The organism is Arthrobacter sp. CAN_A212 (assembly GCF_015752345.1).
In the GTDB taxonomy this organism is placed as follows: Bacteria; Actinomycetota; Actinomycetes; order Actinomycetales; family Micrococcaceae; genus Arthrobacter_D.
In genome coordinates this window covers 42245-64983 of record NZ_JADOUT010000001.1, presented here as the reverse complement: position 1 = coordinate 64983, position 22739 = coordinate 42245, and the positions used below count along the sequence as shown (strand labels likewise).

The 22739-nt window shown below is 64.7% G+C and carries 20 protein-coding genes; 9 read left to right on the top strand and 11 right to left on the bottom strand.

Annotated elements, in window-relative coordinates:
* Positions 1-43 precede the first annotated feature (43 nt).
* The 4 genes from IWX64_RS00295 to IWX64_RS00280 all read right to left on the bottom strand — a co-directional run bounded on the left by IWX64_RS00295 (position 44) and on the right by IWX64_RS00280 (position 5358).
* Positions 44-1375: an ABC transporter substrate-binding protein gene (locus tag IWX64_RS00295; protein ID WP_196865199.1), complete on the bottom strand. Its 1332-nt coding sequence runs from the start codon at positions 1373-1375 to the stop codon at positions 44-46.
* A gap of 80 nt (positions 1376-1455) precedes the next feature.
* Positions 1456-2289, bottom strand: a complete 834-nt coding sequence (locus IWX64_RS00290; protein WP_196865563.1) for a carbohydrate ABC transporter permease — start codon at positions 2287-2289, stop codon at positions 1456-1458.
* 98 nt (positions 2290-2387) lie between these two features.
* Positions 2388-3326: a carbohydrate ABC transporter permease gene (locus IWX64_RS00285; protein WP_196865198.1), complete on the bottom strand. Its 939-nt coding sequence runs from the start codon at positions 3324-3326 to the stop codon at positions 2388-2390.
* On the bottom strand, positions 3304-5358 hold the full coding sequence (locus IWX64_RS00280) for a beta-galactosidase (RefSeq protein WP_196865562.1): 2055 nt from the start codon (positions 5356-5358) through the stop codon (positions 3304-3306). Before IWX64_RS00280 ends, IWX64_RS00285 begins: the two co-directional genes overlap by 23 nt.
* 250 nt (positions 5359-5608) lie before the next feature.
* Here IWX64_RS00280 and IWX64_RS00275 point away from each other — a divergent pair, with 250 nt between their 5' ends.
* The gene (locus tag IWX64_RS00275; protein ID WP_196865197.1) at positions 5609-6625 is read left to right on the top strand and encodes a LacI family DNA-binding transcriptional regulator; all 1017 of its coding nucleotides are present in this window, start codon (positions 5609-5611) and stop codon (positions 6623-6625) included.
* Between the two features lie 15 nt (positions 6626-6640).
* On the opposite strand, the gene IWX64_RS00270 is transcribed toward IWX64_RS00275, so the two are convergent.
* The 3 genes from IWX64_RS00270 to IWX64_RS00260 all read right to left on the bottom strand — a co-directional run bounded on the left by IWX64_RS00270 (position 6641) and on the right by IWX64_RS00260 (position 10173).
* The gene (locus tag IWX64_RS00270; RefSeq protein WP_196865196.1) at positions 6641-7078 is read right to left on the bottom strand and encodes a hypothetical protein; all 438 of its coding nucleotides are present in this window, start codon (positions 7076-7078) and stop codon (positions 6641-6643) included.
* A 214-nt stretch (positions 7079-7292) separates the two neighbouring features.
* Positions 7293-8546, bottom strand: coding sequence for a class I SAM-dependent methyltransferase (locus IWX64_RS00265; protein WP_196865195.1), 1254 nt, complete (start codon positions 8544-8546; stop codon positions 7293-7295).
* Position 8547: 1 nt separating this feature from the next.
* Positions 8548-10173 (bottom strand): peptide chain release factor 3, encoded by a 1626-nt coding sequence (locus IWX64_RS00260; RefSeq protein ID WP_196865194.1) that lies wholly within the window; start codon positions 10171-10173, stop codon positions 8548-8550.
* 113 nt (positions 10174-10286) lie between these two features.
* Here IWX64_RS00260 and IWX64_RS00255 point away from each other — a divergent pair, with 113 nt between their 5' ends.
* The 5 genes from IWX64_RS00255 to IWX64_RS00235 all read left to right on the top strand — a co-directional run bounded on the left by IWX64_RS00255 (position 10287) and on the right by IWX64_RS00235 (position 16917).
* The gene (locus IWX64_RS00255; protein WP_196865193.1) at positions 10287-10793 is read left to right on the top strand and encodes a hypothetical protein; all 507 of its coding nucleotides are present in this window, start codon (positions 10287-10289) and stop codon (positions 10791-10793) included.
* 210 nt (positions 10794-11003) lie between these two features.
* A complete protein-coding gene (groES, locus tag IWX64_RS00250; protein WP_196865192.1) occupies positions 11004-11300 on the top strand; it encodes a co-chaperone GroES in 297 nt (98 codons plus the stop codon).
* Positions 11301-11432: 132 nt separating this feature from the next.
* Positions 11433-13040: a chaperonin GroEL gene (gene groL / locus IWX64_RS00245; RefSeq protein WP_196865191.1), complete on the top strand. Its 1608-nt coding sequence runs from the start codon at positions 11433-11435 to the stop codon at positions 13038-13040.
* A gap of 355 nt (positions 13041-13395) precedes the next feature.
* Positions 13396-14922 (top strand): IMP dehydrogenase, encoded by a 1527-nt coding sequence (gene guaB / locus IWX64_RS00240; protein ID WP_196865190.1) that lies wholly within the window; start codon positions 13396-13398, stop codon positions 14920-14922.
* 117 nt (positions 14923-15039) lie between these two features.
* Positions 15040-16917 carry an ABC transporter ATP-binding protein gene (locus IWX64_RS00235; RefSeq protein WP_196865189.1) on the top strand — a complete coding sequence of 626 codons (1878 nt, stop codon included), beginning with the start codon at positions 15040-15042 and terminating at the stop codon, positions 16915-16917.
* Positions 16918-16926: 9 nt separating this feature from the next.
* Here the strand turns inward: IWX64_RS00235 and IWX64_RS16875 are convergent, their stop codons facing one another.
* The gene (locus tag IWX64_RS16875) at positions 16927-17259 is read right to left on the bottom strand and encodes a hypothetical protein (protein ID WP_334683029.1); all 333 of its coding nucleotides are present in this window, start codon (positions 17257-17259) and stop codon (positions 16927-16929) included.
* Between the two features lie 70 nt (positions 17260-17329).
* The gene (locus IWX64_RS00225; RefSeq protein ID WP_334683028.1) at positions 17330-17869 is read right to left on the bottom strand and encodes a MarR family winged helix-turn-helix transcriptional regulator; all 540 of its coding nucleotides are present in this window, start codon (positions 17867-17869) and stop codon (positions 17330-17332) included.
* 268 nt (positions 17870-18137) lie between these two features.
* Here IWX64_RS00225 and IWX64_RS00220 point away from each other — a divergent pair, with 268 nt between their 5' ends.
* From IWX64_RS00220 to IWX64_RS00210, 3 genes are read left to right on the top strand one after another with little or no spacing between them, the layout of a single operon-like run.
* Positions 18138-19277 (top strand): GuaB3 family IMP dehydrogenase-related protein, encoded by a 1140-nt coding sequence (locus IWX64_RS00220; RefSeq protein ID WP_196865188.1) that lies wholly within the window; start codon positions 18138-18140, stop codon positions 19275-19277.
* A 49-nt stretch (positions 19278-19326) separates the two neighbouring features.
* Positions 19327-21051, top strand: coding sequence for a glycerol-3-phosphate dehydrogenase/oxidase (locus IWX64_RS00215; protein WP_196865187.1), 1725 nt, complete (start codon positions 19327-19329; stop codon positions 21049-21051).
* Positions 21052-21106: 55 nt separating this feature from the next.
* Complete coding sequence (locus tag IWX64_RS00210; RefSeq protein WP_196865186.1) at positions 21107-21598, top strand: PTS sugar transporter subunit IIA; 492 nt, start codon at positions 21107-21109, stop codon at positions 21596-21598.
* Positions 21599-21615: 17 nt separating this feature from the next.
* On the opposite strand, the gene IWX64_RS00205 is transcribed toward IWX64_RS00210, so the two are convergent.
* Positions 21616-22299: a DUF3887 domain-containing protein gene (locus IWX64_RS00205; RefSeq protein WP_196865185.1), complete on the bottom strand. Its 684-nt coding sequence runs from the start codon at positions 22297-22299 to the stop codon at positions 21616-21618.
* Positions 22300-22304: 5 nt separating this feature from the next.
* Positions 22305-22547, bottom strand: coding sequence for a hypothetical protein (locus tag IWX64_RS00200; RefSeq protein ID WP_196865184.1), 243 nt, complete (start codon positions 22545-22547; stop codon positions 22305-22307).
* Between the last annotated feature and the right edge of the window lie 192 nt (positions 22548-22739).

Genomic DNA, 22739 nt, shown 5'->3' with positions numbered 1-22739 from the left:
CATGCCCCTCCAGGTCTCGTTCTCAGCGGTCAGCCGGCGGGTGCTACTCGTTGACCGGGATTGACTGGGCCTTCAGGGCGTCGATGGTCTTCTGCTGGCCATCGGCGAGTGCATCCATCAGCGTGCCGGACCCGCCGATTGCTGCACCGAAACCGTCAGAGACGTCGGTGTAGGTCTGCGTCATGGTGGGGCCCCAGGTGAAGTTCGGGTCCACATTGGCCGACGCTTCAGCGAAGACATCGTAGATTTCCTGTCCACCGTAGAACTCCACTCCACCGGCGAAGGCGTCAAGATCGGCTGCCGACTTCGCTGCCGGGTACAGTCCGCCGAGCTCGTTGGCCAGTGCGAGGGCCTCCGGGTCGGTGTTCAGCCACAGGGCGAACTGGGCGGCCTCAGCCGGGTGCTCAGAGCCCTTCAGCACTGCGGTGGACGACCCACCCCAGTTGCCGGCGTTCTGAGTGTCGGCTTCCCACTGCGGCATCGGGGCGACAGCCCACTTGCCGGCGGTGTCGGGCGCACCATCGGAGAGGGTCGTGGCACCCCACACTGCTGAGACCCAGGTCCACTGCTCTCCCTCGTTGAAGGAGGCGTTCCACTCATCCGAGAAGGACGGCAGGGTGGAGACCAGGTCCTCGGAGAGCAGGTCCTGCCAGTAGGTGGCGACCTCTTCCGACTCGGGGGTGGTCAGGTTGACGTCCCAGCTCTCGCCGTCGTTGGCGAACCACTGGCCACCGTTCTGCCAGACCATTCCGGCAAACCAGTTGACGTCGGTCTTCGGGAAGTTGGTGATGTAGGCGCCCTCGGCCTTGATCTGCTCGGCGGCGGCAGCGTATTCCTCCCACGTGGTGGGGACCTCGATGCCTGCCTCCTCGAAGAGGTCGGCACGGTAGTACATGGCCATGGGGCCGCTGTCCTGCGGGATGGCATAGACGGAGCCTTCTTCACCGAAGGTCACCTGTCCCCACGTCCAGTCCACAAACTGGTCCGCGGACCCCGCGACGTTCTCGCACTCGGCGATGTTCTCCAGACCGTCCTGGACACGGAAGTTGGGCAGTGCGTCGTACTCGATCTGGCCCAAATCGGGGGCGTTGCCCGCCTGGATCTGGTTGAAGAAGTTCTGGTAGGTGCCGGAGTTGCCGTTGGGGCCGGTCTGCACCGTCACCTGGATGTCCGGGTTCTCCTCATTCCACAGCTCGACGACCTGGTCCATTCCCGGAACCCAGGTGGTGAAGGTCAGCTCGACCGGGCCTTCGGAGGCTTCGCAGGCTGCTGCCTCGGCTCCGGCGTCGGTGCTGTCCCCGCCGGCTGAGCAGCCGGTGAGAGCCAGCGCAGAGATGGCAAAGGCCGCGGTGACTTTTCCGTAATGCGCGCGCATTGTCTTTCCTATCGGTGGTAGTGCAGTGCGGAAGCGGACGCTCCCGCACCAGTGGTGCTGGTCATATGAATTTGTGGGTGTTACTTCACGCCGCCTGCGCCGAGCCCGCTGCTCCAGAAACGCTGGAGCGCGAGGAACGCGATGATGAGGGGCACGATGGAGACGAGTGCTCCAACGATCACCAGGATGCGGAGTTCGGGGATCTGGCTGATCTGGCTGTTCCAGGCGTAGAGCCCCAGCGTCACCGGGAAGAGCGCCTGGTCGCGGAGCATGATGAGCGGCAGGAAGAAGTTGTTCCAGATCGCCACGAACTGGAACAGGAAGATGGTCACCAGAGCGGGTGCCATCAGGCGGGTCGACACGGTGAAGAAGGTGCGGATCTCTCCCGAACCGTCAAGCCTCGCGGCTTCGAGGAGTTCACCGGGGACACTGGCCGCCGCGTAGATCCGCGCCAGGTAGACGCCGAACGGGCTCACCAGGCTGGGTAGAAACACCGCCCACATGGTGTTCGTCAGGTTGGCCTGGCTGAAGATCAGGAACAGCGGCAGGGCCAGTGCGGTGGCGGGAACGAGGACGCCGCTGAGCACGATGTTGAAGATCGCCTCGCGACCCTTGAACTCGTACTTGGCGAGTGCATACCCGCACATTGCGGCCACGATCGTGCCGATCAGCGCCCCGACGCCGGCGTAGATCGCCGAGTTGATGAGCCATCGTCCGAAGAGCCCGTCCCCGTAGGTGAACAGACGCGCCAGGTTGTCGAAGAACGTCCCGAAGGAATTGGCGGTGAACCACAGGGGCACGGTCGAGGTGATCTCGCCGCCCGTTTTCGTCGATGTGGTGAGGAGCCACCAGATGGGGGTCAGGAAGTAGAGGGTGAAGACGCCCATGACCAGCATTGCGGCGCTGCGCGACATGATGCTCTGGCGTGGCCCGCGACCGTGGTCCACGGCGCCATCCGGTTCGGTGGGACCCGCTCCGCGTGGGCGCCTGGGGGCGGTGGTGGGGGAAGACATCACTGGGTAACCTTCCGCTGGGTCGACTTCAGGAAGACGAAGGAGAGGATGAACGTGGCGAGTGCCAGGACCACCGAGAACGCAGCGGCGAGGTTGTAGTTCGGGACCGAAGCGGTGGTGTAGACGGCAAGGTTGGGGGTGAAGGTGCTGTTGATCGCCGAGCTGAAGCTGCGGAGGGTCTGCGGTTCGGCGAGCAACTGCAGGGTGCCGATGATCGAGAAGACGGCCGTGAGGATGATTGCCGGGACCACGAGGGGGATCTTGATGCGCCAGGCGATCTGGACGTTGTTAGCACCGTCGAGCCGTGCGGCCTCGTAGATCTCTGTCGGGATAGCGAGCAGCGAGGCGTAGATGATAAGCATGTTGTACCCGACGTAGACCCAGGTCACGATGTTGGCGATCGCCCAGAGCACGAGTTCGGCCGAAAGGAATTCAACGTTCGACGTTACGGCGCTGAAGGGGGACAGCGACGGTGAGTAGAGGAACCCCCACATGATGGCGGCGATGACACCGGGCACGGCATAGGGGGCGAAGAACGCCAGCCGGAAGAACTTCTTGCCTTTGAGCAGCGGCGAATCCAGGAGCAGCGCAAACAGAAGTGCGAGACCGAGCATAATCGGCACCTGTACCGCGCCGAAGAGCAGGACCCGGCCCACCGAGGCCCAGAATGCGTTGTCCTGGAAGACCTGCTCGTACTGCACCAGGCCACCGAAGACCTGGCGGGGGGCGCCGAACGTACCCTCACGCTCGACGGTGAGCAGCGACTGTACGACCGCGTAGACGATCGGGATGGCGTAAAAGGCGAGGAAAAGCACCGCGAACGGCGCGATGAACAGGGCCACAGCGCGGCGCTGCGCTCTCGCCGAACGGGTCTTCCTCGCGACCTGGGGCGCTTTCGGGGCCTCGGCCGACGTGCTAGGGACTGTCATTGCCTGCATCCTTTCGGCCCGGGGTGGGGCCGTCGGTGTCGGGGATCTCTGGGGTAGTGCGAATGACGCGGACCGCACCAGCGGGAACGACAACGACGCCGTTCACCGGCTCAGCGGTGAGAAGCTCGATGCCGGTGACCCGATGCTTGCGATCCTCGGCGGAGTGATTGATGAGGAAGAGGTACTCGTGACCGTTCCCGTGGCGGGTGACCGCTTCGAGGCCGGTCTGCGCATCGGGGAGGAGGATTCCCGCTCCCACAGCCGCGCGGAGCAGCAGGTCCTTCAGGACACCAGGGTCCAGCACGGTCGCTGCGTACCAGGCAACGCCAGCGCCGAACCGGTTGCGGGTCACCGCGGGCGTCCCCTCATGGGTGCCGGCCGCGTAGCTGAGGTACGCCTCGGCTGTGGTGAGGCGCAGCGCCTCTGACCACAGGGCGGCGGGGGAGCCGTTGTCCAGCGTGAGCGGGTGTGCCGGGTCGAGGGGGAAGAATTCCTCGGTGCGGACTCCCAGCAGGTCCTTGAACGCGCCCGGGTAGCCGCCGGGGCGTACCCTCTCGTTCTCGTCGACGATCCCGCTGAAGAAGGTGACGACGGCGGATCCGCCGCCGTCGACGTAGTCGCTGATGACCGCCGCGTGCTCATCGCGCACCAGGTACAGGTTGGGCACCACCACCATCCGGTAGCCAGCGAGGTCCGCGCCGGGGGCCACCACATCGACCGTGAGCCCCGACTCCCAGAGTGCCTGGTACACAGCATGGACCTGGCCCAGGTAGCTGATGTCACCGGAGGGGTGTGACTCCTGGTCGTGTGCCCACCATGCTTCCCAGCTGAAGATGATCGCGACCTCCGCCTGCACCGTGGTACCCGCGACCTCGCGCAGCTTCCGGAGGCATGCGCCGAGCTCGACGACGTTACGCCAGGTCTGTGAATCGGTGCCGGCGTGCGGCAGCATGGCCGAGTGAAACTTCTCGCTGCCCTGCAGCGATGCGCGCCACTGGAAGAAGCAGAGTCCGTCCGCCCCGCGGGCGAGGTGGGCGAGGGAGTTGCGGATCATCTCCCCGTGACCTTTCGCAATGTTCCGAGGCTGCCAGTTCACTGCGCCCGTGGAATGCTCCATCAGTAGCCACGGGTTCCCCTGGGCGAGACCCCGCGTGGTGTCGGCGGCAAAAGCCAGCTCGGCCAGCGGCGCATCGAGCCGGTGGTCAAGGTAGTGGTCGTTGGCGATGACGTCCATCTCGGGGGCCCAGGTCCAATAGTCCTGGTTGCGGATGTGGGCGGTGACCATGAAGTTGGTGGTCACGGGGATGGAGCTGTGGTTCCGGATCACAGCGGCCTCGGCCCGGTAGTACTCCAGCAGCTCATCGGAGCTGAACCGGTGGAAATCGAGTACCTGGGTGGGGTTGTGCGCCGAGATGGTGGCCCGTGGGGGGAGGATTTGGGACCAGTCGGAGTACCGCTGGCTCCAGAAGGAGGTGCCCCAGGCCTGGTTGAGCGCCTCCATGGTGGCGTAGCGGTCCTGCAGCCAGAGACGGAACGCAGCGGCGGACGCGTCGCAGTAGCACAGGGCGTTATGGCAGCCGAGTTCGTTCGACACATGCCAGAGCCTGACGGCCGGGTGGCTTCCGTACCGCCGTGCCACCTGTTCCACGAGCCGCAGTGCGCGCTCGCGGAACACCGGCGAACTGGGGCACCAGGCCTGGCGCCCGCCCGGCCACCGGCGGGTGCCGTCGGCCATCTGCGGAAGGATGTCCGGGTGCAGGGTGGTCAGCCAGGGCGGCGGGGACGAGGTGCCGGTGCCCAGGTTCACCGAGATGCCGTTGGCGTGCAGGAGGTTGATGACCTCATCGAGGCGGTCCACCTCGAAGCTCCCTTCAGAGGGTTCGAGCTCCGCCCAACCGAAAATATTGATGGCGACGAAGTTGACGCCCGCCTCTTTCATCAACCGGACGTCCTCGGTCCACACGGATGGGTCCCACTGCTCCGGATTGTAGTCACAGCCGAAGACCAGGTCTCCGGTGCCGGAGAGGTCAGTGACGGTCATCGTGCTCGGTTTCAACCCGGCTCCTCGTAGTCATGCATGGATGTTCATGCCGAGGGCAGGCAGCGTATCGGGAAGCATTCTGTGAACGCTCCCAGACCCGAGTGGAAAGCTCGCCATCGAGATAATCTGTGAACGTTCCCAGAGTAAGGCACGTCACATTTGGTTGTCAACGGAAAGGGACGCACTGCCACGGCGGGACGTACGGATCATCGCACCGCGGGCCAAGGGATTGCTCGGCTAAAGTACAGGTATGGAGTCAACTCGCACGCGCACCAGAAGGGCGACCATCAATGATGTCGCCTCGGCGGCGGGGCTGTCCCGTGGAACGGTCTCCCGGGTGGTCAACGGGGAACGCTACGTGTCCGAGGATGCGAAGCTCGCCGTGGAGGAAGCAATCTTGAGGGTGGGTTATGTCCGGAACTCGATGGCCCGGAACCTCGTTCGGCAGGAGTCGGGTGCCATCGGGTTGATCATCCACGAACCCCACTCGCTGCTGTTCGAGGACCCCAATATCGGGTCGATCCTGTTGGGTGCCAACGCGGTGCTCTCCGCCGCCGACTTCCAATTGGTCACCCTGATCATCGATTCCGCGCGGGACAGTCGGCGCGTTGCTGACTATCTTCAGGGCGGCCTGGTGGACGGCGCGGTGATCGTGTCAGCCAGGGAATCGGACCCGATTGCGTTGGCTGTCAGGAACCTGGGAGTTCCAGCGGCTTTTGTGGGCCACCCGCCGGGCATCCCGGATATCCCCTATGTGGCGATCGACAACGTGGCCGCGGCCGAGGCCATCACGTCCCGCCTCGTCGGCACGGGGCGAACCCGGGTGGGGATGATCGCGTGCGCGCTGGACCGAGACTCCGGCCAGGACCGGCTTGCGGGGTTCAAGGCGGCGATGGGTGAGCTGTTTGACCCGTCGCTGGTGGTGGAATATCCGCTATACACCTACGGGTTTGGCCTGGAAGGGATGCAGGAGCTGTTGCGGCGCCGCCCTGACCTGGATGGTGTGTTCGCCGCCTCGGACGCCGTGGCGGCGGGCGCAATGACGGCGTTACAGGAAACCGGCCGTCAGATCCCGGGGGACGTGGGGATCGTCGGTTTTGACGACAGCAGCTGGGCTTTGCGGTGCAGGCCTCAGCTCTCCACGGTCAGGCAGCCCGCCGACCTCCTCGGGGAGCGCGCGGCGGAGCTGGTGCTCGCCCAGATTCGGGGCCTGCCCAGCCCGGCACAAGTGCTTGAGACCTCAGTGATGTGGCGGGGTTCGGCCTAGCGAGGTGGCAGGGCACTATCTCCGCAGTCGCCGTCGGGCCTGCCTGATTGCCACGGTGCACTCGTGGATTCCGCTGGAGCAGTAGTAAAGGTCCCGTGGGTACCGGTGCCTGATCCACCGCAGCAACCGGTCCGTCAGGCTGACCTGGGTCCGTGCATCAGCCGGATCCTGCATCAGCCACCGGTTGTCGAGGAAGCCGGGTAGGCAGAACACCAGATCGTGGGCCGTGAACAGCCGGAGGAAGGCACCGCTTGGGTGGAACTCACGCTCCGCGGCGAGCAGGGTCCCAGCTGCAGTGCCCAGCACTGCGTCGGCGTCGACTGACTCCAGATAGCAGTACAGGTGCACCATTACCCGGTAATACCGCGCGCCGACTGAGTTGCTCCGACCCGCGCTGACGTCCTCGAGGAACGTTCGCAGAATGACATCGATACGGGGAATGTCCGTTTCCATGCCCAACTGTCCCATCCGGCACCGACAGTTTACGGAGGAGATGGGGCGGCGCCGACGACGGGACTGGGCCGTCGACGGGATTGGGCACCGCAGGAGCCCGTTTTGGTGAGCAACCTGGACCGGCGGGGTCAACCTGGGCATCCGTGGGCGAGATCTTGCCCACCGATGTCCAGATTGCTCACCAAATGGAGGGGAGTGGGGGCAGGTGCCGCCGTCAGCCGGTGACCGGGTCGACAACGATCGCCACCCGGTCTTCGCCGATCCGGGTGAGGACCAGGGTTGCCTTCTTCTTCCCGGCTGATTTGCGGGCCTTCCCCGACCCGGCAAAGAGCTGCTTCCGCAACTCCTCCGGGGTCACCGAGGTACCGCGCTTTTTGATGTCCAGCACGCCGATTCCCTGCTCGCGGACCCACGCCTTTAGTGCCTTGACGTTGTACGGCATCACGTCGATCACCTTGTACGCACGGGCAAACGGCGTGTCCTGCAAAGTCGGGGCGCAGATGTAGGCGATCCGCGGGTCCAGCAGATGGCCATCCAGTTGACGTGCGACGTCGGCCACCAGTCCAGCGCGGATCACCGCGCCGTCCGGTTCGTACAGGTAGCCTTCGGGGGCGCCGAGAGGCGGCCGGCCGTCGGCGTCGAAGTCGGAGGCGCTGGTGAGCTCGGCGGCACCATGGGAGCTGATCACCAGCGCGGAACGGCGCACCTCAGGGCGCTTCAGGGAGTTGAACCAGAGTGTCACCTCGGTGACGTCCCCATCCACCGAGACCCATTGCGCCTCGCACCCGGCAGGCACCGCCTCGTGCGGGATGCCCGGTCCTAGCTTCACCCCGACGGGGGTGCCGCTCCCTGCCAGCCGTTCCACGAACGAGAGGGGAGGGGAAAAGGCTTCCGGGTCGAAGATCCGCGTGGTGCCGGAGGTGCTGGTGGTCCGGCGGGCCGGGTCCAGCCACACGCCGTCGTAGCCGGTGAGGTCGAACGACTCGGCGTCGCCACCCACCACAGTGGCATTGGGCCAGGGCATCAGGTTCATGGTCGCTGCGGCGGCGGTCGTCTCGTCGATCTCCACAGCAGTGACCTGGCGGTCCAGGCTGGCCAGGGCGATCGCGTCAGCACCAATCCCGCAGCCCAGATCGGCGACCCGTTCGAGGCCAGCCGTGACATAGCGTTCAGCATGACGGGCAGCCACCCCGAGGCGGGTGGCCTGTTCCAAACCGGCGGCGGTGAACAGCATACGGGCAGCAAAGGGCCCAAACTTCGTTTCCGCCTTGGCGCGCAACCGGGACTGGGTGAGAGCGGCCGAGATCACCACCGGGTCATGCCCCGCCCGGCGCAGTGAAGTGCTCAGACGCATCGTGTCGGCTTCGTTGTACGGAGCCAAGGAATTCAAGAGTTCCCAACCGGCAGGGGTCAGGAGCGGCGCGATGGGATCCGGGGAAGCAGCCGCGGCTGCGGCATTGGAGGCCATCTCAGTAACCTCGGGCGTCCCCGGCATCGGTGCCGATGGTGCTCAGCGTTATCTCGGGGGAATTCTTCTCGACCCGGCGAAGCGCCCAGATGTCGTTGAACAGGGCCAGGTATTCGCCGTCGGACCGGATCAGCACCTCGGTGCCGCGGATGGCGCTGAGCGCGGCCTGGGCGTCGTGGGTGGTAAGCCGGGCCAACGAATACTGCAGGGGTTCCATGCGCATCGGTGCGCTGAAGTCATGTTCCATCCGGTCTGCGACCACCTCGAACTGCATGGGTCCAACGGCGGCCAGCACCGGTGCCTGGTCTCCGCGGAGGTCCGAGCGGAGCACCTGGATGATTCCCTCGTGGCCGAGCTGTTCGATCCCGCGCCGGAACTGCTTGAACCGGCTGGGGTCCTTGGACCGGGCCACCCGGAAGTGTTCGGGGCTGAACAGGGGGATCGGCGGGTATTCGACCGGCTCCTCGATGTAGAGGCTGTCGCCCATCCGCAGGGCAGAGGCGTTGACCAGCCCGACGACGTCGCCCGGCCAGGCTTCGTCGATCACTTCGCGTTCGCGACCGAACAGCTGCTGCGCGTATTTGGTGGCGAAGGTCTTGCCCGAGTTGGCGTGGGTGACCACCATGCCGCGCTCGAAGACGCCGGAGCAGACCCTGATGAAGGCCACGTGGTCGCGGTGGGCGCGGTTCATGCCGGCCTGCACCTTGAAGACGAAGCCCGAGAACGGGGCATCCACGGGGCGGGGGTTGCCGTCGATGTCCTTGCGGGGTGAGGCGGCGGGCGCCAGGTCAACCAGGGTGTCGAGGATGTGCTGGACGCCGAAGTTCAGGACTGCTGAGGAGAACAGCACCGGAGTGCCGGTTCCGGCGTGGAAGCTTTCCTTATCGAACGACTGGTTCGATTCGATCACCAACGAGGCCTCATCGAGAGCATCGGTCCAGGCGTCACCCTCCTGGGCCAGCGCCTCCTCAGGGGTGAGATGCTCCTCCGTGGCGAGGGAGGCGCCGGCGTTTTTCCGGGTGAAACGGACAAACTCGTTACGCTTCAGGTCCCAGACGCCGCGGAAGTCACCGGCAATGCCGACCGCCCAGGTGAGGGGCATGGGAATCAGGCCGGTGCGCTCGGTGATCTCGTCCATCAGTGCCAGGGTGTCGAGCCCGGGCCGGTCCCACTTGTTGATCACGGTGATGATGGGGATATTCCGCTGGCGACAGACCTCGAACAGTTTCATGGTTTGTGTTTCGAGGCCCTTGGCGGCGTCAATCAGCATGACCGCGCAATCCACTGCGGCGAGCACACGGTAGGTGTCTTCGGAGAAGTCGGAGTGGCCGGGGGTGTCCAACAGATTGATGACGGTGTCCCGGTAGGAGAACTGCAGGGCCGTGGAACTGATCGAAATGCCGCGGTCCTTCTCCATCTGCATCCAGTCAGAGACGGTCTCCCGACGGTTCTCCTTGCCATTGGTGGCACCGGCCGTCCCGATCACCCGGGCATGCAGGGCCAGGGCCTCGGTCAGGGTCGACTTGCCGGCGTCGGGGTGCGAGATGACCGCGAAGGTCCGACGGCGGGAAGCCTCCTGGACAATGCCGCTGTTGCTCCGGGCGGTGGCCTGTACCTGCTGGGTCACGAAACTGCTTTCGAAAGAGAGTGGATTGGCGATGGGTAAGCCAGCTCCCCAGTCTAGCCGAGGCAGATTTGCGGGCGCTTCAAGGAACAGGCAGGAGGCGCTAGGGTTCAGGGATGCGACCCGGGGGAGAGCAGTACCAGGACCACCAGCCCGACAACCACCAGCCCGGCACTCCTGCCGGCATGGGGCGGCGGTATGGCCGGAAGCCCGGGCTCGACGGCGGACGCGTGGTCCTCGGGCCGCATGCCTTCCTCAAGGGGTGGATCGTGACTTTTGGAGTCTGGGGCCTCTCCACCCTTGTCTTCAGCACGCTCAGCGAGATCATTGGCCCGAACTCTGGCGCTGTAACGTTCTGGGGCATCGCCATGGTGGTCAGCCTTTTGGTCGCGATCGTGATCGCGGCACCGCTGGCACTGATCCTGAGCGTGCTGTTGCGGCGTGTTTTGAATCAGTGGGTCCACGTGGCGGCCTTCGCCGTGGTCTTCGCTGGCCTGGCGGCTGCCACCACCGTCCTGGTGCTACCGGGGACGGGCTCAACGTTCCCTGCCATCCTCGCCGTCGTCGTCGGGATCTCTGCAGGGGTAGGCCGTGCGGCGATCATCCGCAACGTGAATCCCTGAGTGATCTGGGCCGGACATTGGGCTGCGCTGGGAGCGCAATTTAGCACTCGCCTTGACCGAGTGCTAACCAATGCATAAAGTCGGACTTGGCACTCTCACCATGAGGGTGCTAATTCCTTCAGGGACGCGTGAGCCGGCACCGCGACGACGGTCAGCGCCATCCGAAGGCCCTTTATTTCCATTTGTCACCCAAGCGAAGGAGAGGTCCGAGTGTCGGTCTCTATTAAGCCTCTTGAGGATCGTATTGTTGTCCGCCCACTGGAAGCCGAGCAGACCACTGCTTCGGGTCTGGTCATCCCGGATACTGCCAAGGAAAAGCCCCAGGAGGGTGAAGTTGTTGCAGTAGGCCCAGGCCGCGTCGATGACAACGGAAACCGCGTACCTGTCGATGTAGCCGAAGGCGACATTGTCATCTACTCCAAGTACGGCGGAACCGAAGTCAAGCACGGCGGCGCCGAGTACCTCGTACTCTCCGCCCGCGACGTTCTGGCGATCGTCGTTAAGTAGTTTTTCCCCGAGAGAGCCCCGGCCGCACAGGCCGGGGTTCTCTCGTCGGTGCGCGTAGCCGCACCAGGAACCATCTGGCAGTACCAGGATTTGCACAAGCAGTATTTTGCACAATGGAAGAGGAAACACATCATGGCAAAGCAGTTGAAGTTTGACGACGCTGCACGCCGCGCGCTGGAAGCGGGAGTCAACAAGTTGGCTGACACCGTCAAGGTGACGCTCGGCCCCCGCGGCCGCAACGTCGTGCTGGACAAAAAGTGGGGCGCCCCCACCATCACCAACGACGGCGTGACCATCGCCCGCGAGATCGAACTGGACGACCCGTTCGAGAACCTTGGCGCGCAGTTCGCCAAGGAAGTGGCCACCAAGACCAACGACATCGCCGGTGACGGCACCACCACCGCGACCGTCCTGGCTCAGGCACTGGTCAGCGAAGGCCTGCGCAACGTCGCGGCTGGGGCTGCCCCTTCGCAGCTGAAGCGTGGCATCGAGGTTTCCATCGAAGCCGTTGCCACCCGTCTGCTCGAGAACGCCCGCGAGGTTGTCGGTCAGCAGACCGCCAGCGTAGCCTCCATCTCAGCGCAGAGCTCCGAGGTCGGCGAACTCATCGCTGAAGCCTTCGAGAAGGTCGGCAAGGATGGCGTCATCACCATCGAGGAATCCTCCAGCACCCAGACCGAACTGGTCCTCACCGAGGGCATGCAGTTCGACAAAGGTTTCCTCAGCCCGTACTTCATCACCGACGCCGAGCGTCAGGAAGCAGTGCTCGAAGACGCACTCATCCTGATCAACTCCGGCAAGATCTCCTCGCTGCAGGAATTCCTGCCGCTGCTGGAGAAGGCGCTGCAGGCAGGCAAGCCCCTGTTCATCATCGCCGAGGACATCGACGGCGAAGCGCTGTCCACCCTCGTGGTGAACAAGATCCGCGGCACCCTGAACGTGGTCGCTGTGAAGGCACCTGGCTTCGGCGACCGTCGCAAGGCCATGCTGCAGGACATCGCGACGCTGACCGGTGCGCAGGTCGTTTCGCCTGACCTCGGCCTCAAGCTGGACCAGGTAGGCCTCGAGGTGCTGGGTTCGGCTCGCCGGATCACCGTCACCAAGGACACCACCACCATCGTCGATGGCATTGGCACCGAGTCCGACGTTGCTGACCGCGTTGCCCAGATCCGCGCCGAGGTCGAGCGCACCGATTCTGACTGGGACCGCGAGAAGCTTCAGGAACGCCTGGCCAAGCTGGCCGGCGGCATCGGAGTCATCAAGGTCGGCGCAGCCACCGAGGTTGAGCTCAAGGAAAAGAAGCACCGCATCGAGGACGCCGTGTCAGCGACACGTGCGGCTCTCGACGAGGGCATCGTCGCCGGTGGCGGCGCTGCGCTGATCCACGCGTCGAAGGCTCTGGACACCGATCCAGCCGTCCTCGCCCTCGAGGGCGATGCAGCCACGGCCATCAACCTGGTGCGCCGCGCCCTGGCCCAGCCGCTGCGCTGGATCGCCGAAAACGCTGGCCACGAAGGCTACGTTGTGGTGCACCGCGTCGAGGAACTCGAGCCAGGTCACGGCTTCAACGCCGTCACTGGCGACTACGAGAACCTCGTCGACGCCGGCATCATCGACCCCGTCAAGGTCACCCGTTCAGCACTGCGGAACGCGGCGTCCATCGCGGCTCTGATTCTCACCACCGAAACCCTCGTGGTCGAGAAGCCAGAGACCGACGACGAAGAAGGTCACAGCCACTAGTAATACCCGGCCTCGCGTCCCACCAGGGGCGCAGCGCCGTTGAGTAACGACGACACCCCCGGTTATTCGACCGGGGGTGTCGTCGTACGCTGGGGCTGGCGATGACCGGCATCCTGGTATGGCTGCTGAGCACCGCCTGGCTACCGCGGTTCATGCGGCCCGCCTGGGTGACGGCTGAACAGAATGCAGCAGGATTGGGCCCGGATTAGCCGACGGACCAGTGAGCGACTTCACGCTCGTCCGAAGGGCAGCGGAATAGGGCGCGCCCGGCAATGGTTTTAGGATGAGAGTCTGGCTCTCTGATCATCCAAGGGCCAGCTTCTACCAACAGACCATCTGAGAAAGAGGCGACGCAGTGAGCTACCCGTCCCCGCGTAACGAAACCCACGACCCGTTCGGATTCGTTGGCCTGACGTACGACGACGTCCTGCTCCTGCCCGGCCTGACCGACGTGATCCCGTCCGAAGCTGACACGAGTTCGCGTGTTTCAAAGCGGATCACCGTCCGGACCCCGCTGCTTTCCTCGGCCATGGACACGGTCACCGAGGCGCGAATGGCCGTCGCAATGGCCCGCCAGGGCGGTCTCGGGGTTATCCACCGCAACCTCTCCATCCAGGACCAGGCCGAACAGGTGGACCGGGTGAAGCGCAGTGAGTCCGGGATGATCACCCACCCGGTGACCATCGGACCTGATGCCACCCTGTCCGAGCTCGATGAGTTGTGCGGACACTACCGTGTCTCCGGCCTCCCCGTGGTCGACGATGCTGGCCACCTGCTGGGCATTGTCACGAACCGCGACACCCGCTTTGTTTCCGAGCACGAGTGGCCGCATCGCCTGGTCCGCGCCGTCATGACCCCCATGCCCCTGGTGACCGGCCGGGTTGGGATCAGCGGTGAGGACGCGATCGGCCTGTTGGCCACGAACAAGATCGAAAAGCTTCCCCTGGTCGACGACGACGGCGTCCTGCGGGGACTGATAACCGTTAAGGACTTTACAAAAGCCGAGCAGTATCCGCTCTCCACCAAGGACGAGGAGGGTCGCCTGCGGGTCGGCGCCGCGATCGGTTTCTTCGGGGACGGCTGGGAACGCGCCATGGCCCTGGTCGATGCCGGTGTTGATGCATTGTTCGTCGATACCGCCAATGGTCACAGCGCTGGGGTGCTCGACATTATCGCCAGACTCAAGGCCGAAAAGTCGCTGGCCCACGTCGACATCATCGGCGGCCAGGCTGCCACCCGCGACGGCGCCCAGGCCCTGATCGACGCCGGAGCCGACGGCATCAAAGTGGGAGTAGGCCCTGGATCCATTTGCACCACCCGCGTGGTCGCGGGGGTGGGAGTACCTCAGGTGACTGCCATCTACGAATCGGCGAAAGCGGCCATTCCGGCTGGCGTGCCAGTCATTGCCGACGGCGGCCTGCAGTACTCGGGGGACATCGGCAAGGCTCTGGTGGCAGGCGCGGACACCGTCATGCTCGGGTCGCTGCTGGCGGGTTCCGCCGAAGCCCCGGGCGAGCTGATCTTCGTCAACGGCAAGCAGTACAAGACCTACCGCGGGATGGGGTCCCTGGGTGCCATGCAGACCCGCGGGAAAAACACCTCCTATTCCAAGGACCGCTATTTCCAGGCAGACGTTACGGGCGACGACAAGCTGATCCCCGAGGGAGTGGAGGGGCGGGTAGCCTACCGCGGCCCGCTGGCCTCAGTCGCCTATCAGCTGGTTGGGGGGCTCCGCCAGACGATGTTCTACACGGGCGCCCGCACCATCGACGAGCTGAAGTCGAAGGGCAAATTTGTCCGCGTTACCTCGGCCGGGCTGAAGGAGTCGCACCCGCATGACATCCAGATGACCGTTGAGGCGCCGAACTACGGCTCCAAGTAGCCGTCCCGTCCCATGGGAAGGCAATAGCTGGACTCCATGACTGAGGCACGTCGTGACGGGCAGCGGGTATTGCGGGCTGTGCGCGGCGCCTTCAGCCAGGATGAAGAGCGGTGAGTCATGACCGACAGTGAGCTTCGTCCGGCTCGGGATCCCCGGCCTCGGCTGTCCCTCGGCTCGTACGCTCGGGCCGTGGGACAGGTCCTGCGGGTGAGCTTCAAGGCTTCTCCGGGCGCCGTCGTCATGAAGGTGCTCGGATCGCTGATTGCCGCGGTGCTCCCCTTGGTGACCACCTACTTTGCGGCGCTCACCACCACCGCGCTGGCGGAGGCGTACGCGGGCAATCCCGACGCGGGGCGGCAAGCGGTGGTCTACGTGCTGATTACCGCGGGGCTGGGACTGCTCTGGGGTGCATTCACCAGTGTGGACCGATATATCCAGCAGGTGATGAGTTTCAGGGTCGGCGCCGTGGTGGGGGACCTGATGTATGAGCGCTTTCTGGCCCTCGAGTTCTGGCGGTACGACGACAAGGACACCGTCGACCTCTATGACCGGGCCAAAAGGTTCTCGGACTCCTACGCCCGCGTGCTCGACCGGATCGCCGCGATCTTCACGCAGCTGATGTCGGTGATCCTTGCTATCGGGGCGCTGTTGCTGGTCAGTTGGTGGGTGGCCCTGATCGTCCTGATCGCGATCATCCCGAGCGTGTACCTCCAGTTCAAGCTCTCCCGCGAGCAGATGGCCCACTGGAACACCCAGGTGGACTCCCGCCGGCAGCGGCGGTTGATCGAAACGAACCTCATCCGCCCGCAACACATCGCCGAGATGCGGCTGTACGGCGTCGTGAAGTACTTGATGGACCTGCGCTCCCGGCTGCGCGACGCCGACGAACTGCGCCGTCTTGAGTTCCAGAAACGATATATCCCCAAGCAACTGCTCGCCGATGCGCTCCAGTACGGTGCCGAGGTGGTGGCGCTGATCTGGGTGGTGGGGCAGATTATCGCCCGGGCCCAGCCGGTTGGGCAGTTCCTCTATATTCAGCAGATCGTCAGCCGCGCCCTATCCACGGCAAATCAGCTGGTGACTTCGCTCAGTTCCATCGACGAGGATCTCGCCAATCTGAAGGACTACGAAGAGTTCATGAAGTTCCCGACGGCGGTCGGCGGCGGGAAACCCCTGACAGGGCCGCCCGCCGAAGTCCGGCTCGAAGACATCACCTACACGTATACGTCGGGGAGCACCCAGGTCCTCAAAGGCGTCTCCCTGACCATCAGAGCGGGTCAACACATTGCGATCGTGGGGGAGAACGGCGCGGGGAAATCGACGCTGATCCGCATTCTGGCCGGCCTGTACCAGCCCGAGTCCGGCCGGGTCCTGGTGGACGGGCAGAACCTCCGGACCCTCGACATTGCCTCCTGGCACCGGCATCTGGCCGTGATGTCACAGGACTTCCTGAAATACGAGTTTGCGACGGCAGCCAACAACATCTACTTCGGGGACGTCTCGCTTCCCAGAGAAGACCCGCGGGTGGAGCGCGCCGCTGCGGACGCCGAGGCCACCGACTTCATTGATCGCTTGCCGAACGGATTCGAGAGTCATGTCAGCAACTGGATGGAAGATCCGCGGGGCCGCAAGGGAAGTGGGCTGTCCGGGGGACAGTGGCAGCGGCTCGCGATGGCCCGCAACTTCTATCGCGGGGCGCCGTTCATTGTCATGGATGAGCCGACGTCGGCGATCGATGCCCTCGCCGAGCATCGCATCTTCAGCCGTCTCTTTGCCGACAAGGACCACACGATCATTGCCATCAGCCACCGGCTGGCGACCATCGAGAAGGCCGACGTCATCTACATGATGGAGGCAGGGGAGGTGGCCGAGTCGGGCACCCATGGGGAACTGGTCAATCTCCGGGGACGGTACTTCAGGATGTTCGAGAGCCAGCTGGGACTCGATCCGGAGCCTCGCGATCCGGAGCCAGACTCGGGTACTACCGGCCACTAGCCGCACTGCTCAGGCGGGAGCCTTGTCCTTGGGATCGGGTGCGGCGGCCTGTGGCGCGGGCGTTGATGCCTTGGGTTCGGGCGGCACCACGGGCGGCGCTACGGGCTGCACCTCGCTGACATCCTCGGGCGGCTGGTGGTCCTCGGCGGCACGGAAATCCAGCTCCGCCTTCAGCTCCTCATGCCGGAATTCAGTCTCGGGGTCCGGTTCATGATCTACCGTGTATTCACGATCCAACTGACGGTGAATTTTGCTGTTGAGAATCTCGACCTGGCTGTCCTCCAGCGGTGCCAGGTCAACCGGGAACGGTTGCTCCGGAGAAAGCCTGCTCTTGTCGCCCATAGCCTGCCCTTTCGCCAATGGTGTTCTAAAACTTTTCGCACAGGCAGTCTACGTCCAATGGGGGCCTGTGTTAGCCAGCGGCCCGGGATCCGGAGTTCCGGCCCGCACCCAACTCTTCGATCAGGTTCCGGAGCTCGGCGCGGAGGGTCTCCGACAGCAACCCGCCTCCAGCGATGAGGGACTGCTCGATCTTCTCGGCACTGGCGAGGGCTCGCTGGCCGGAGTCGGACACCGACACCATCTGGATCCGCTGATCGACCGCACCCCTGGTGCGGTTGACATACCCGTTCGCCTGCAGCTTTTCGATCGTCTTACCCATTGTCTGGTTTTGCACCCGAATCAGTTGGGCCAGCTTTGTCTGGTTGATGGGGCCCTGATCCTGCAGGACCCGCAAGGCGGTGTAGCCAGCATGGGTGAGGCCCAGATCGACCAGGCCCGCATTCCACGCATGGTCGACCAGACGCGCCGCGGTGGTCAATAGCCTCCCGGTGGGCCATTGCTCCAACTCCTGCATGTCGACACTTCCTTCAGTGGTGGGATCGGTGGATCCTTCAGTGGTGGGATCGGTGGACTCAGACCGTTCTGGCTCCGCTTCCGGGATGCCATCCACCCTAGCCTCCTCACCGCCGGAAAGGAAAGCACGCTTAGCACCTGTTGGCGGACTTCGTTGAAACTCCGCCGCCTGTTTGCCTTGCCTTGACGAAGTATGCCGCCTGGGTAATATGCTGAGAAATCCGCGCATTCCAGCGCTCAGCCCCTGTCTGGTGGCTACCCGCAACAGCCACTTCGCGATCTTTACTGACCACCAGGGCCTGCTCGCCCAGGCTGAACAGGACGCTGCGGAGTCCTTGCTGGCCGCGCTGGGATAACCTTGGTGAGTGACTAACGAGATTGAGATTGGCCGAGGCAAGCGCGGACGCAGGGCGTATTCGCTCGATGACGTGGCGGTGGTCCCCTCCCGTCGGACCCGGGACCCACACGACGTGTCAGTGCAATGGCAGATCGACGCCTACCAGTTCGAGATGCCGGTCATCGCTGCTCCGATGGACTCGGCGATGTCGCCGGCAACCGCAATCGCGATGGGCCGCCTCGGCGGGCTGGGAGTGCTCAACCTGGAAGGCCTGTGGACCCGATACGAGGATCCACAGCCCGTCCTGGACGAAATTGCCCATCTGGGTAGCGAAGCCTTCAGCCCGGCGGCCACCCGCAGGATGCAGGAAATCTACAACGCCCCCATCCAGGAGGGCCTGATCACCAGCCGCCTGGCCGAAATCCGGGAGGCTGGTGTCACCGTCGCAGGTTCGTTGACACCCCAGCGCACCCAGCAGTTCTACAAGACCGTGCTGGCTGCGGGGGTCGACATCTTCGTGATCCGAGGCACCACCGTCTCGGCCGAGCACGTTTCGAAGAATGATCAACCGTTGAACCTGAAGCAGTTCATCTACGAACTAGATGTCCCGGTCATTGTGGGCGGCGCCGCCGGCTACACCCCAGCCCTCCATCTGATGCGTACCGGCGCAGCCGGGGTGTTGGTCGGATTCGGCGGAGGAGCGACCACCACGACCCGCCGCGCACTGGGCATCCACTCACCCCTGGCCTCCGCAATTTCCGACGTGGCGGCGGCTCGCCGTGACTACATGGACGAGTCGGGCGGACGCTATGTCCACGTCATTGCCGATGGCGGGATGGGCGCCAGCGGCGACATCGTCAAGGCCATCGCGATGGGTGCCGACGCCGTGATGCTGGGATCGGCACTCGCCCGGGCAGAAGAAGCACCCGGTCAGGGCTGGCACTGGGGCCAGGAGGCCCACCACGATGAGCTGCCCCGCGGCGACAGGGTAAACATCGGCACGGTTGGTCCGCTCAAGGAGGTGCTGTGGGGGCCGTCCCACCACACCAATGGAACCTCCAACCTGATCGGCGCCCTGCGGCGGGCCATGGCCACCACCGGCTACTCGGATCTCAAGGAGTTCCAGCGGGTGGAAGTGGTCCTTTCCCCCTACCTTTCCAACGGCTGATTGCTAAGGTTGAGGGACGTAGTATCGAACCCGACGAAGGATCGCCGCCATGTCATCAGGAGCACTCAGCCCGAAAAACCGTGAAGACGCGCTAGCAGCGCTGAAAGCCACCTCGGAAGCCGGCAAGGAGCTGGACATTCTGATCGTCGGCGGAGGCGTCGTCGGCGCCGGATCGGCGCTCGACGCGGTGACCCGGGGCCTCGACGTGGGGATGGTTGAGGCCCGCGACTGGGCCTCCGGCACTTCTTCACGCTCCTCGAAGCTGATCCACGGCGGGTTGCGGTACCTCGAAATGCTGGACTTCGCCCTGGTGCAGGAGGCACTGAAGGAACGGGGGCTGTTGATCCAGCGGATTGCCCCGCACCTGGTCCGGCCCGTGCCATTCCTCTACCCGCTCACCAAAAGGTTCTTTGAGCGCCCTTACGTTGGCGCCGGGATTCTGCTGTACGACACGATGGGGATGACCTCAGGTAATTCACGCGGAGTCCCCCTGCACAAGCACCTGTCCCGGCGTGGCACCCTGCGCGCTGCGCCCAGCCTGAAGGACGACGCGATGGTGGGCTCGATCCGCTACTACGACGCCCAGGTGGACGATGCCCGGTATGTCGTCAACATGGTGCGCACCGCCGGGCACTACGGTGCCAAGGTAGCCAACCGGGTCACCGTCGTCGACTTCCTGCGCGAAGGCGAACGCGTGGTGGGCGCCCGCGTCAAGGACCAGGAAACCGGGGAGCAGTTCGATATCCGGGCGAAGCAGGTCATCAACGCGACCGGCGTCTGGACCGACGAAACCCAGGCGATGGTCACTGATCGGGGCCAGATGAAAGTCAGGGCGTCCAAGGGCATCCACCTGGTGGTGCCGCGCGACCGCTTCCAGTCAACGGTCGGGCTCATCCTGCGGACCGAGAAATCAGTCCTGTTCGTCATCCCCTGGGGCCGGCACTGGATCATCGGAACCACCGACACCGACTGGGATCTGGACAAGGCCCACCCGGCCGCATCGTCCAAGGACATCGACTACATTCTTGAGAACGTCAATAAGGTGCTGAGACGCCCGTTGACCCGCGAGGATGTGGAGGGCGTCTATGCTGGGCTGCGCCCCCTGCTGGCCGGTGAGAGCGACTCCACGGCGAAACTCTCCCGGGAGCATGTCGTCGCGCACCCGGTCCCCGGGCTGGTGGTGGTCGCCGGCGGCAAATGGACCACCTACCGCGTGATGGCCAAGGACGCTGTCGATGAGGCCACCCGCGCTCTGGACGAGCGGGTTCCTGCCAGCTGCACCGAAACCGTCCCTCTGCTGGGCGCCGAGGGGTACAAGGCCGCCTGGAACAAGCGGGCGAGGATGGCCGAAAGCTCGGGCGTGCATGTGGCACGGGTGGAGCATCTCCTGCAGCGTTACGGCAGCCACGCCGAGGATGTCCTGTCGCTGATCCGCGAGGATCGGTCTCTCGGCGAGCCGCTGCCCGGTGCTGACGACTACCTCGGTGCAGAAGTGGTGTACGCGGTCACCCACGAGAGTGCGCGCCACATCGACGATGTACTCACCCGGCGCACCAGGATTTCCATTGAGTCGTGGGACCGGGGGGTCTCGGCGGCGCCCGCCGTCGCCGCAATGATGGCGCCCTTCCTGGAGTGGAGCGACGCGCAGGTGGACCGCGAGGTCAAGCACTACCTGGCGAGGGTCGAAGCGGAACGGCTAAGCCAGGAGCAGCCCGACGATATCCTGGCGGACAGCGCCCGGATGGGAGTCGAGGATATTGTGCCGCTAAGCTAGGATCGCGGTCTGGACGCCGCACCGCCTGTCCAACGCAACCCGCGAGAGGTCTACCGTGACCGAGCGATCCCTGGAATTTCATGACGCCATCCTGACTACCCCTGAGCTGGTGGTCCTCGAAATGGTCGCCGCCGACAAGGAAGACGCGGCGGCGCAGCTGGCCACCAGACTGTTCGAGGCGGGGAGGATTTCCGACCTCGATGGTTTCCTGGCGCAGGTAAACTCCCGCGAACACCAGATGGCCACCGGGCTTCCCGGTGGCGTGGGGCTGCCCCACGCGCGCAGCGACTACGTCACCCAGACCAGCATCGCGGTGGGGATCACCAAATACGGGCATAGCCTCGACTTTGGTGCAGTGGACGGACCGGCGACGCTGATTCTGCTGATCGCCACCCCGTCGCAGTCCTTCTCCGAGCACCTCGAGGTGCTGGCAACACTGGCGAGGTCACTGTTCAAGGAGAATTTCAGGGAATCGCTCAGGCGGGCTCACGACACCGAGGTGATTGCCGAGCTCATCAACTCGACACTGGTGTTTTTCGACCACTGAGGTTCTTCTGGAGTACGTCAGCCGGGGAGCATGCTGGGGTCGAGGATCAGCATGCCCGCCACCCGGCCGTCGCCGTCGAACGCTAGCCGACCGGCCATCTCACCAGCCTCGAAGATCAGTTCCAGATCAACGATCTGCAGCGCTCCGTTTTTCCTGGTGGTCACCTTGCCTGGAAGCTCATACTGGCCAACAGCCTCGACCACCGAGGTCCACACCGAGGAAAGCCCCTCAACAGTCACCGCCTCCAGCATGACCGGAGCAAAGTGTTCCCTCACCACAGGCCAGTCTTCGTCGGCGCACTGGGCGAAAATGCGTTCTGCGACGCCGATCAGGGCGGCCATGCTGCGGCGCTGGGTCTTCCCGGTGGCAGGTGCGTGGCCGGCGGGCTGGCCGAAGCGCTGGAATGCTGCCTGCCTGCTGATGCCCAGCACCGCGCCGATCTCCTGCCAGGTGGTGCCATGGCGGCGTGCCTGGTGGACCGTTTCGCGGAGCAGGTGATCAACGCCGTCGTTCAGTTCAACGATGGCACGCAGCGCATCGGGGGCGGTCAGCCCAAAAGGTTCGTAACCCAGGAGGTCGCGCACCGTCTCCGCGCGGGCCTCGACGATCCGGAGGGCCTCGGCGGATCCCGGTTCGTTTGCCCCGTGGGAAGGCTGACCATGGTGGTCGCGATCGTCAGGCGGGGAATCGGGGGCAGGCACAGTAGCTATGTTAGGCGAACGGCCAGGACCGCGGCGGTGCCGACAAGGGTGACGGCAAGGGTGGTCCAGTCGCGGCGGGTCACGGCGGCCGTCCGGTCCCGGAGGGACTCCCACCGCACGGCGAGCGTGACGGTGCCCGCCAGGACGAAGGCTGCAGCCAGATACCACAGCGCTGGGTGCACCACAGTGAAGCGGGTCAGGATGCCGCCGAAGACCAGCCAGCCGGAGGCGGTCAGGGAATAGGTCACCAGAGCGATCGCTGCTCCACTCCCGCCACCAGGCCCATGCCTGGTTCATCCACCGGACCCGAGGCGCTCCTGAGTACGATGGACACCCGCTCAGAGTCCAGATCAAGGATCAGCATGCCCGCGAAGCGCCCGGTTTTCCCGTTGTATCAGGGGTATGAATCAGCCCCGGCCAGCGACATCCCCCCATTCTGC

What these genes read in the sequence shown, in the direction of transcription:
- IWX64_RS00270 (WP_196865196.1), bottom strand. Translation starts at nt 7,078, where the DNA reads ATGGAAACGGACATTCCCCGTATCGATGTCATTCTGCGAACGTTCCTC.
- IWX64_RS16875 (WP_334683029.1), bottom strand. Translation starts at nt 17,259, where the DNA reads ATGGGCGACAAGAGCAGGCTTTCTCCGGAGCAACCGTTCCCGGTTGAC.
- IWX64_RS00285 (WP_196865198.1), bottom strand. Translation starts at nt 3,326, where the DNA reads ATGCAGGCAATGACAGTCCCTAGCACGTCGGCCGAGGCCCCGAAAGCG.
- IWX64_RS00255 (WP_196865193.1), top strand. Translation starts at nt 10,287, where the DNA reads ATGCGACCCGGGGGAGAGCAGTACCAGGACCACCAGCCCGACAACCAC.
- groL (WP_196865191.1), top strand. Translation starts at nt 11,433, where the DNA reads ATGGCAAAGCAGTTGAAGTTTGACGACGCTGCACGCCGCGCGCTGGAA.
- IWX64_RS00280 (WP_196865562.1), bottom strand. Translation starts at nt 5,358, where the DNA reads ATGACCGTCACTGACCTCTCCGGCACCGGAGACCTGGTCTTCGGCTGT.
- IWX64_RS00215 (WP_196865187.1), top strand. Translation starts at nt 19,327, where the DNA reads ATGTCATCAGGAGCACTCAGCCCGAAAAACCGTGAAGACGCGCTAGCA.
- IWX64_RS00235 (WP_196865189.1), top strand. Translation starts at nt 15,040, where the DNA reads ATGACCGACAGTGAGCTTCGTCCGGCTCGGGATCCCCGGCCTCGGCTG.
- IWX64_RS00295 (WP_196865199.1), bottom strand. Translation starts at nt 1,375, where the DNA reads ATGCGCGCGCATTACGGAAAAGTCACCGCGGCCTTTGCCATCTCTGCG.
- IWX64_RS00265 (WP_196865195.1), bottom strand. Translation starts at nt 8,546, where the DNA reads ATGGCCTCCAATGCCGCAGCCGCGGCTGCTTCCCCGGATCCCATCGCG.
- IWX64_RS00275 (WP_196865197.1), top strand. Translation starts at nt 5,609, where the DNA reads ATGGAGTCAACTCGCACGCGCACCAGAAGGGCGACCATCAATGATGTC.
- IWX64_RS00290 (WP_196865563.1), bottom strand. Translation starts at nt 2,289, where the DNA reads ATGTCGCGCAGCGCCGCAATGCTGGTCATGGGCGTCTTCACCCTCTAC.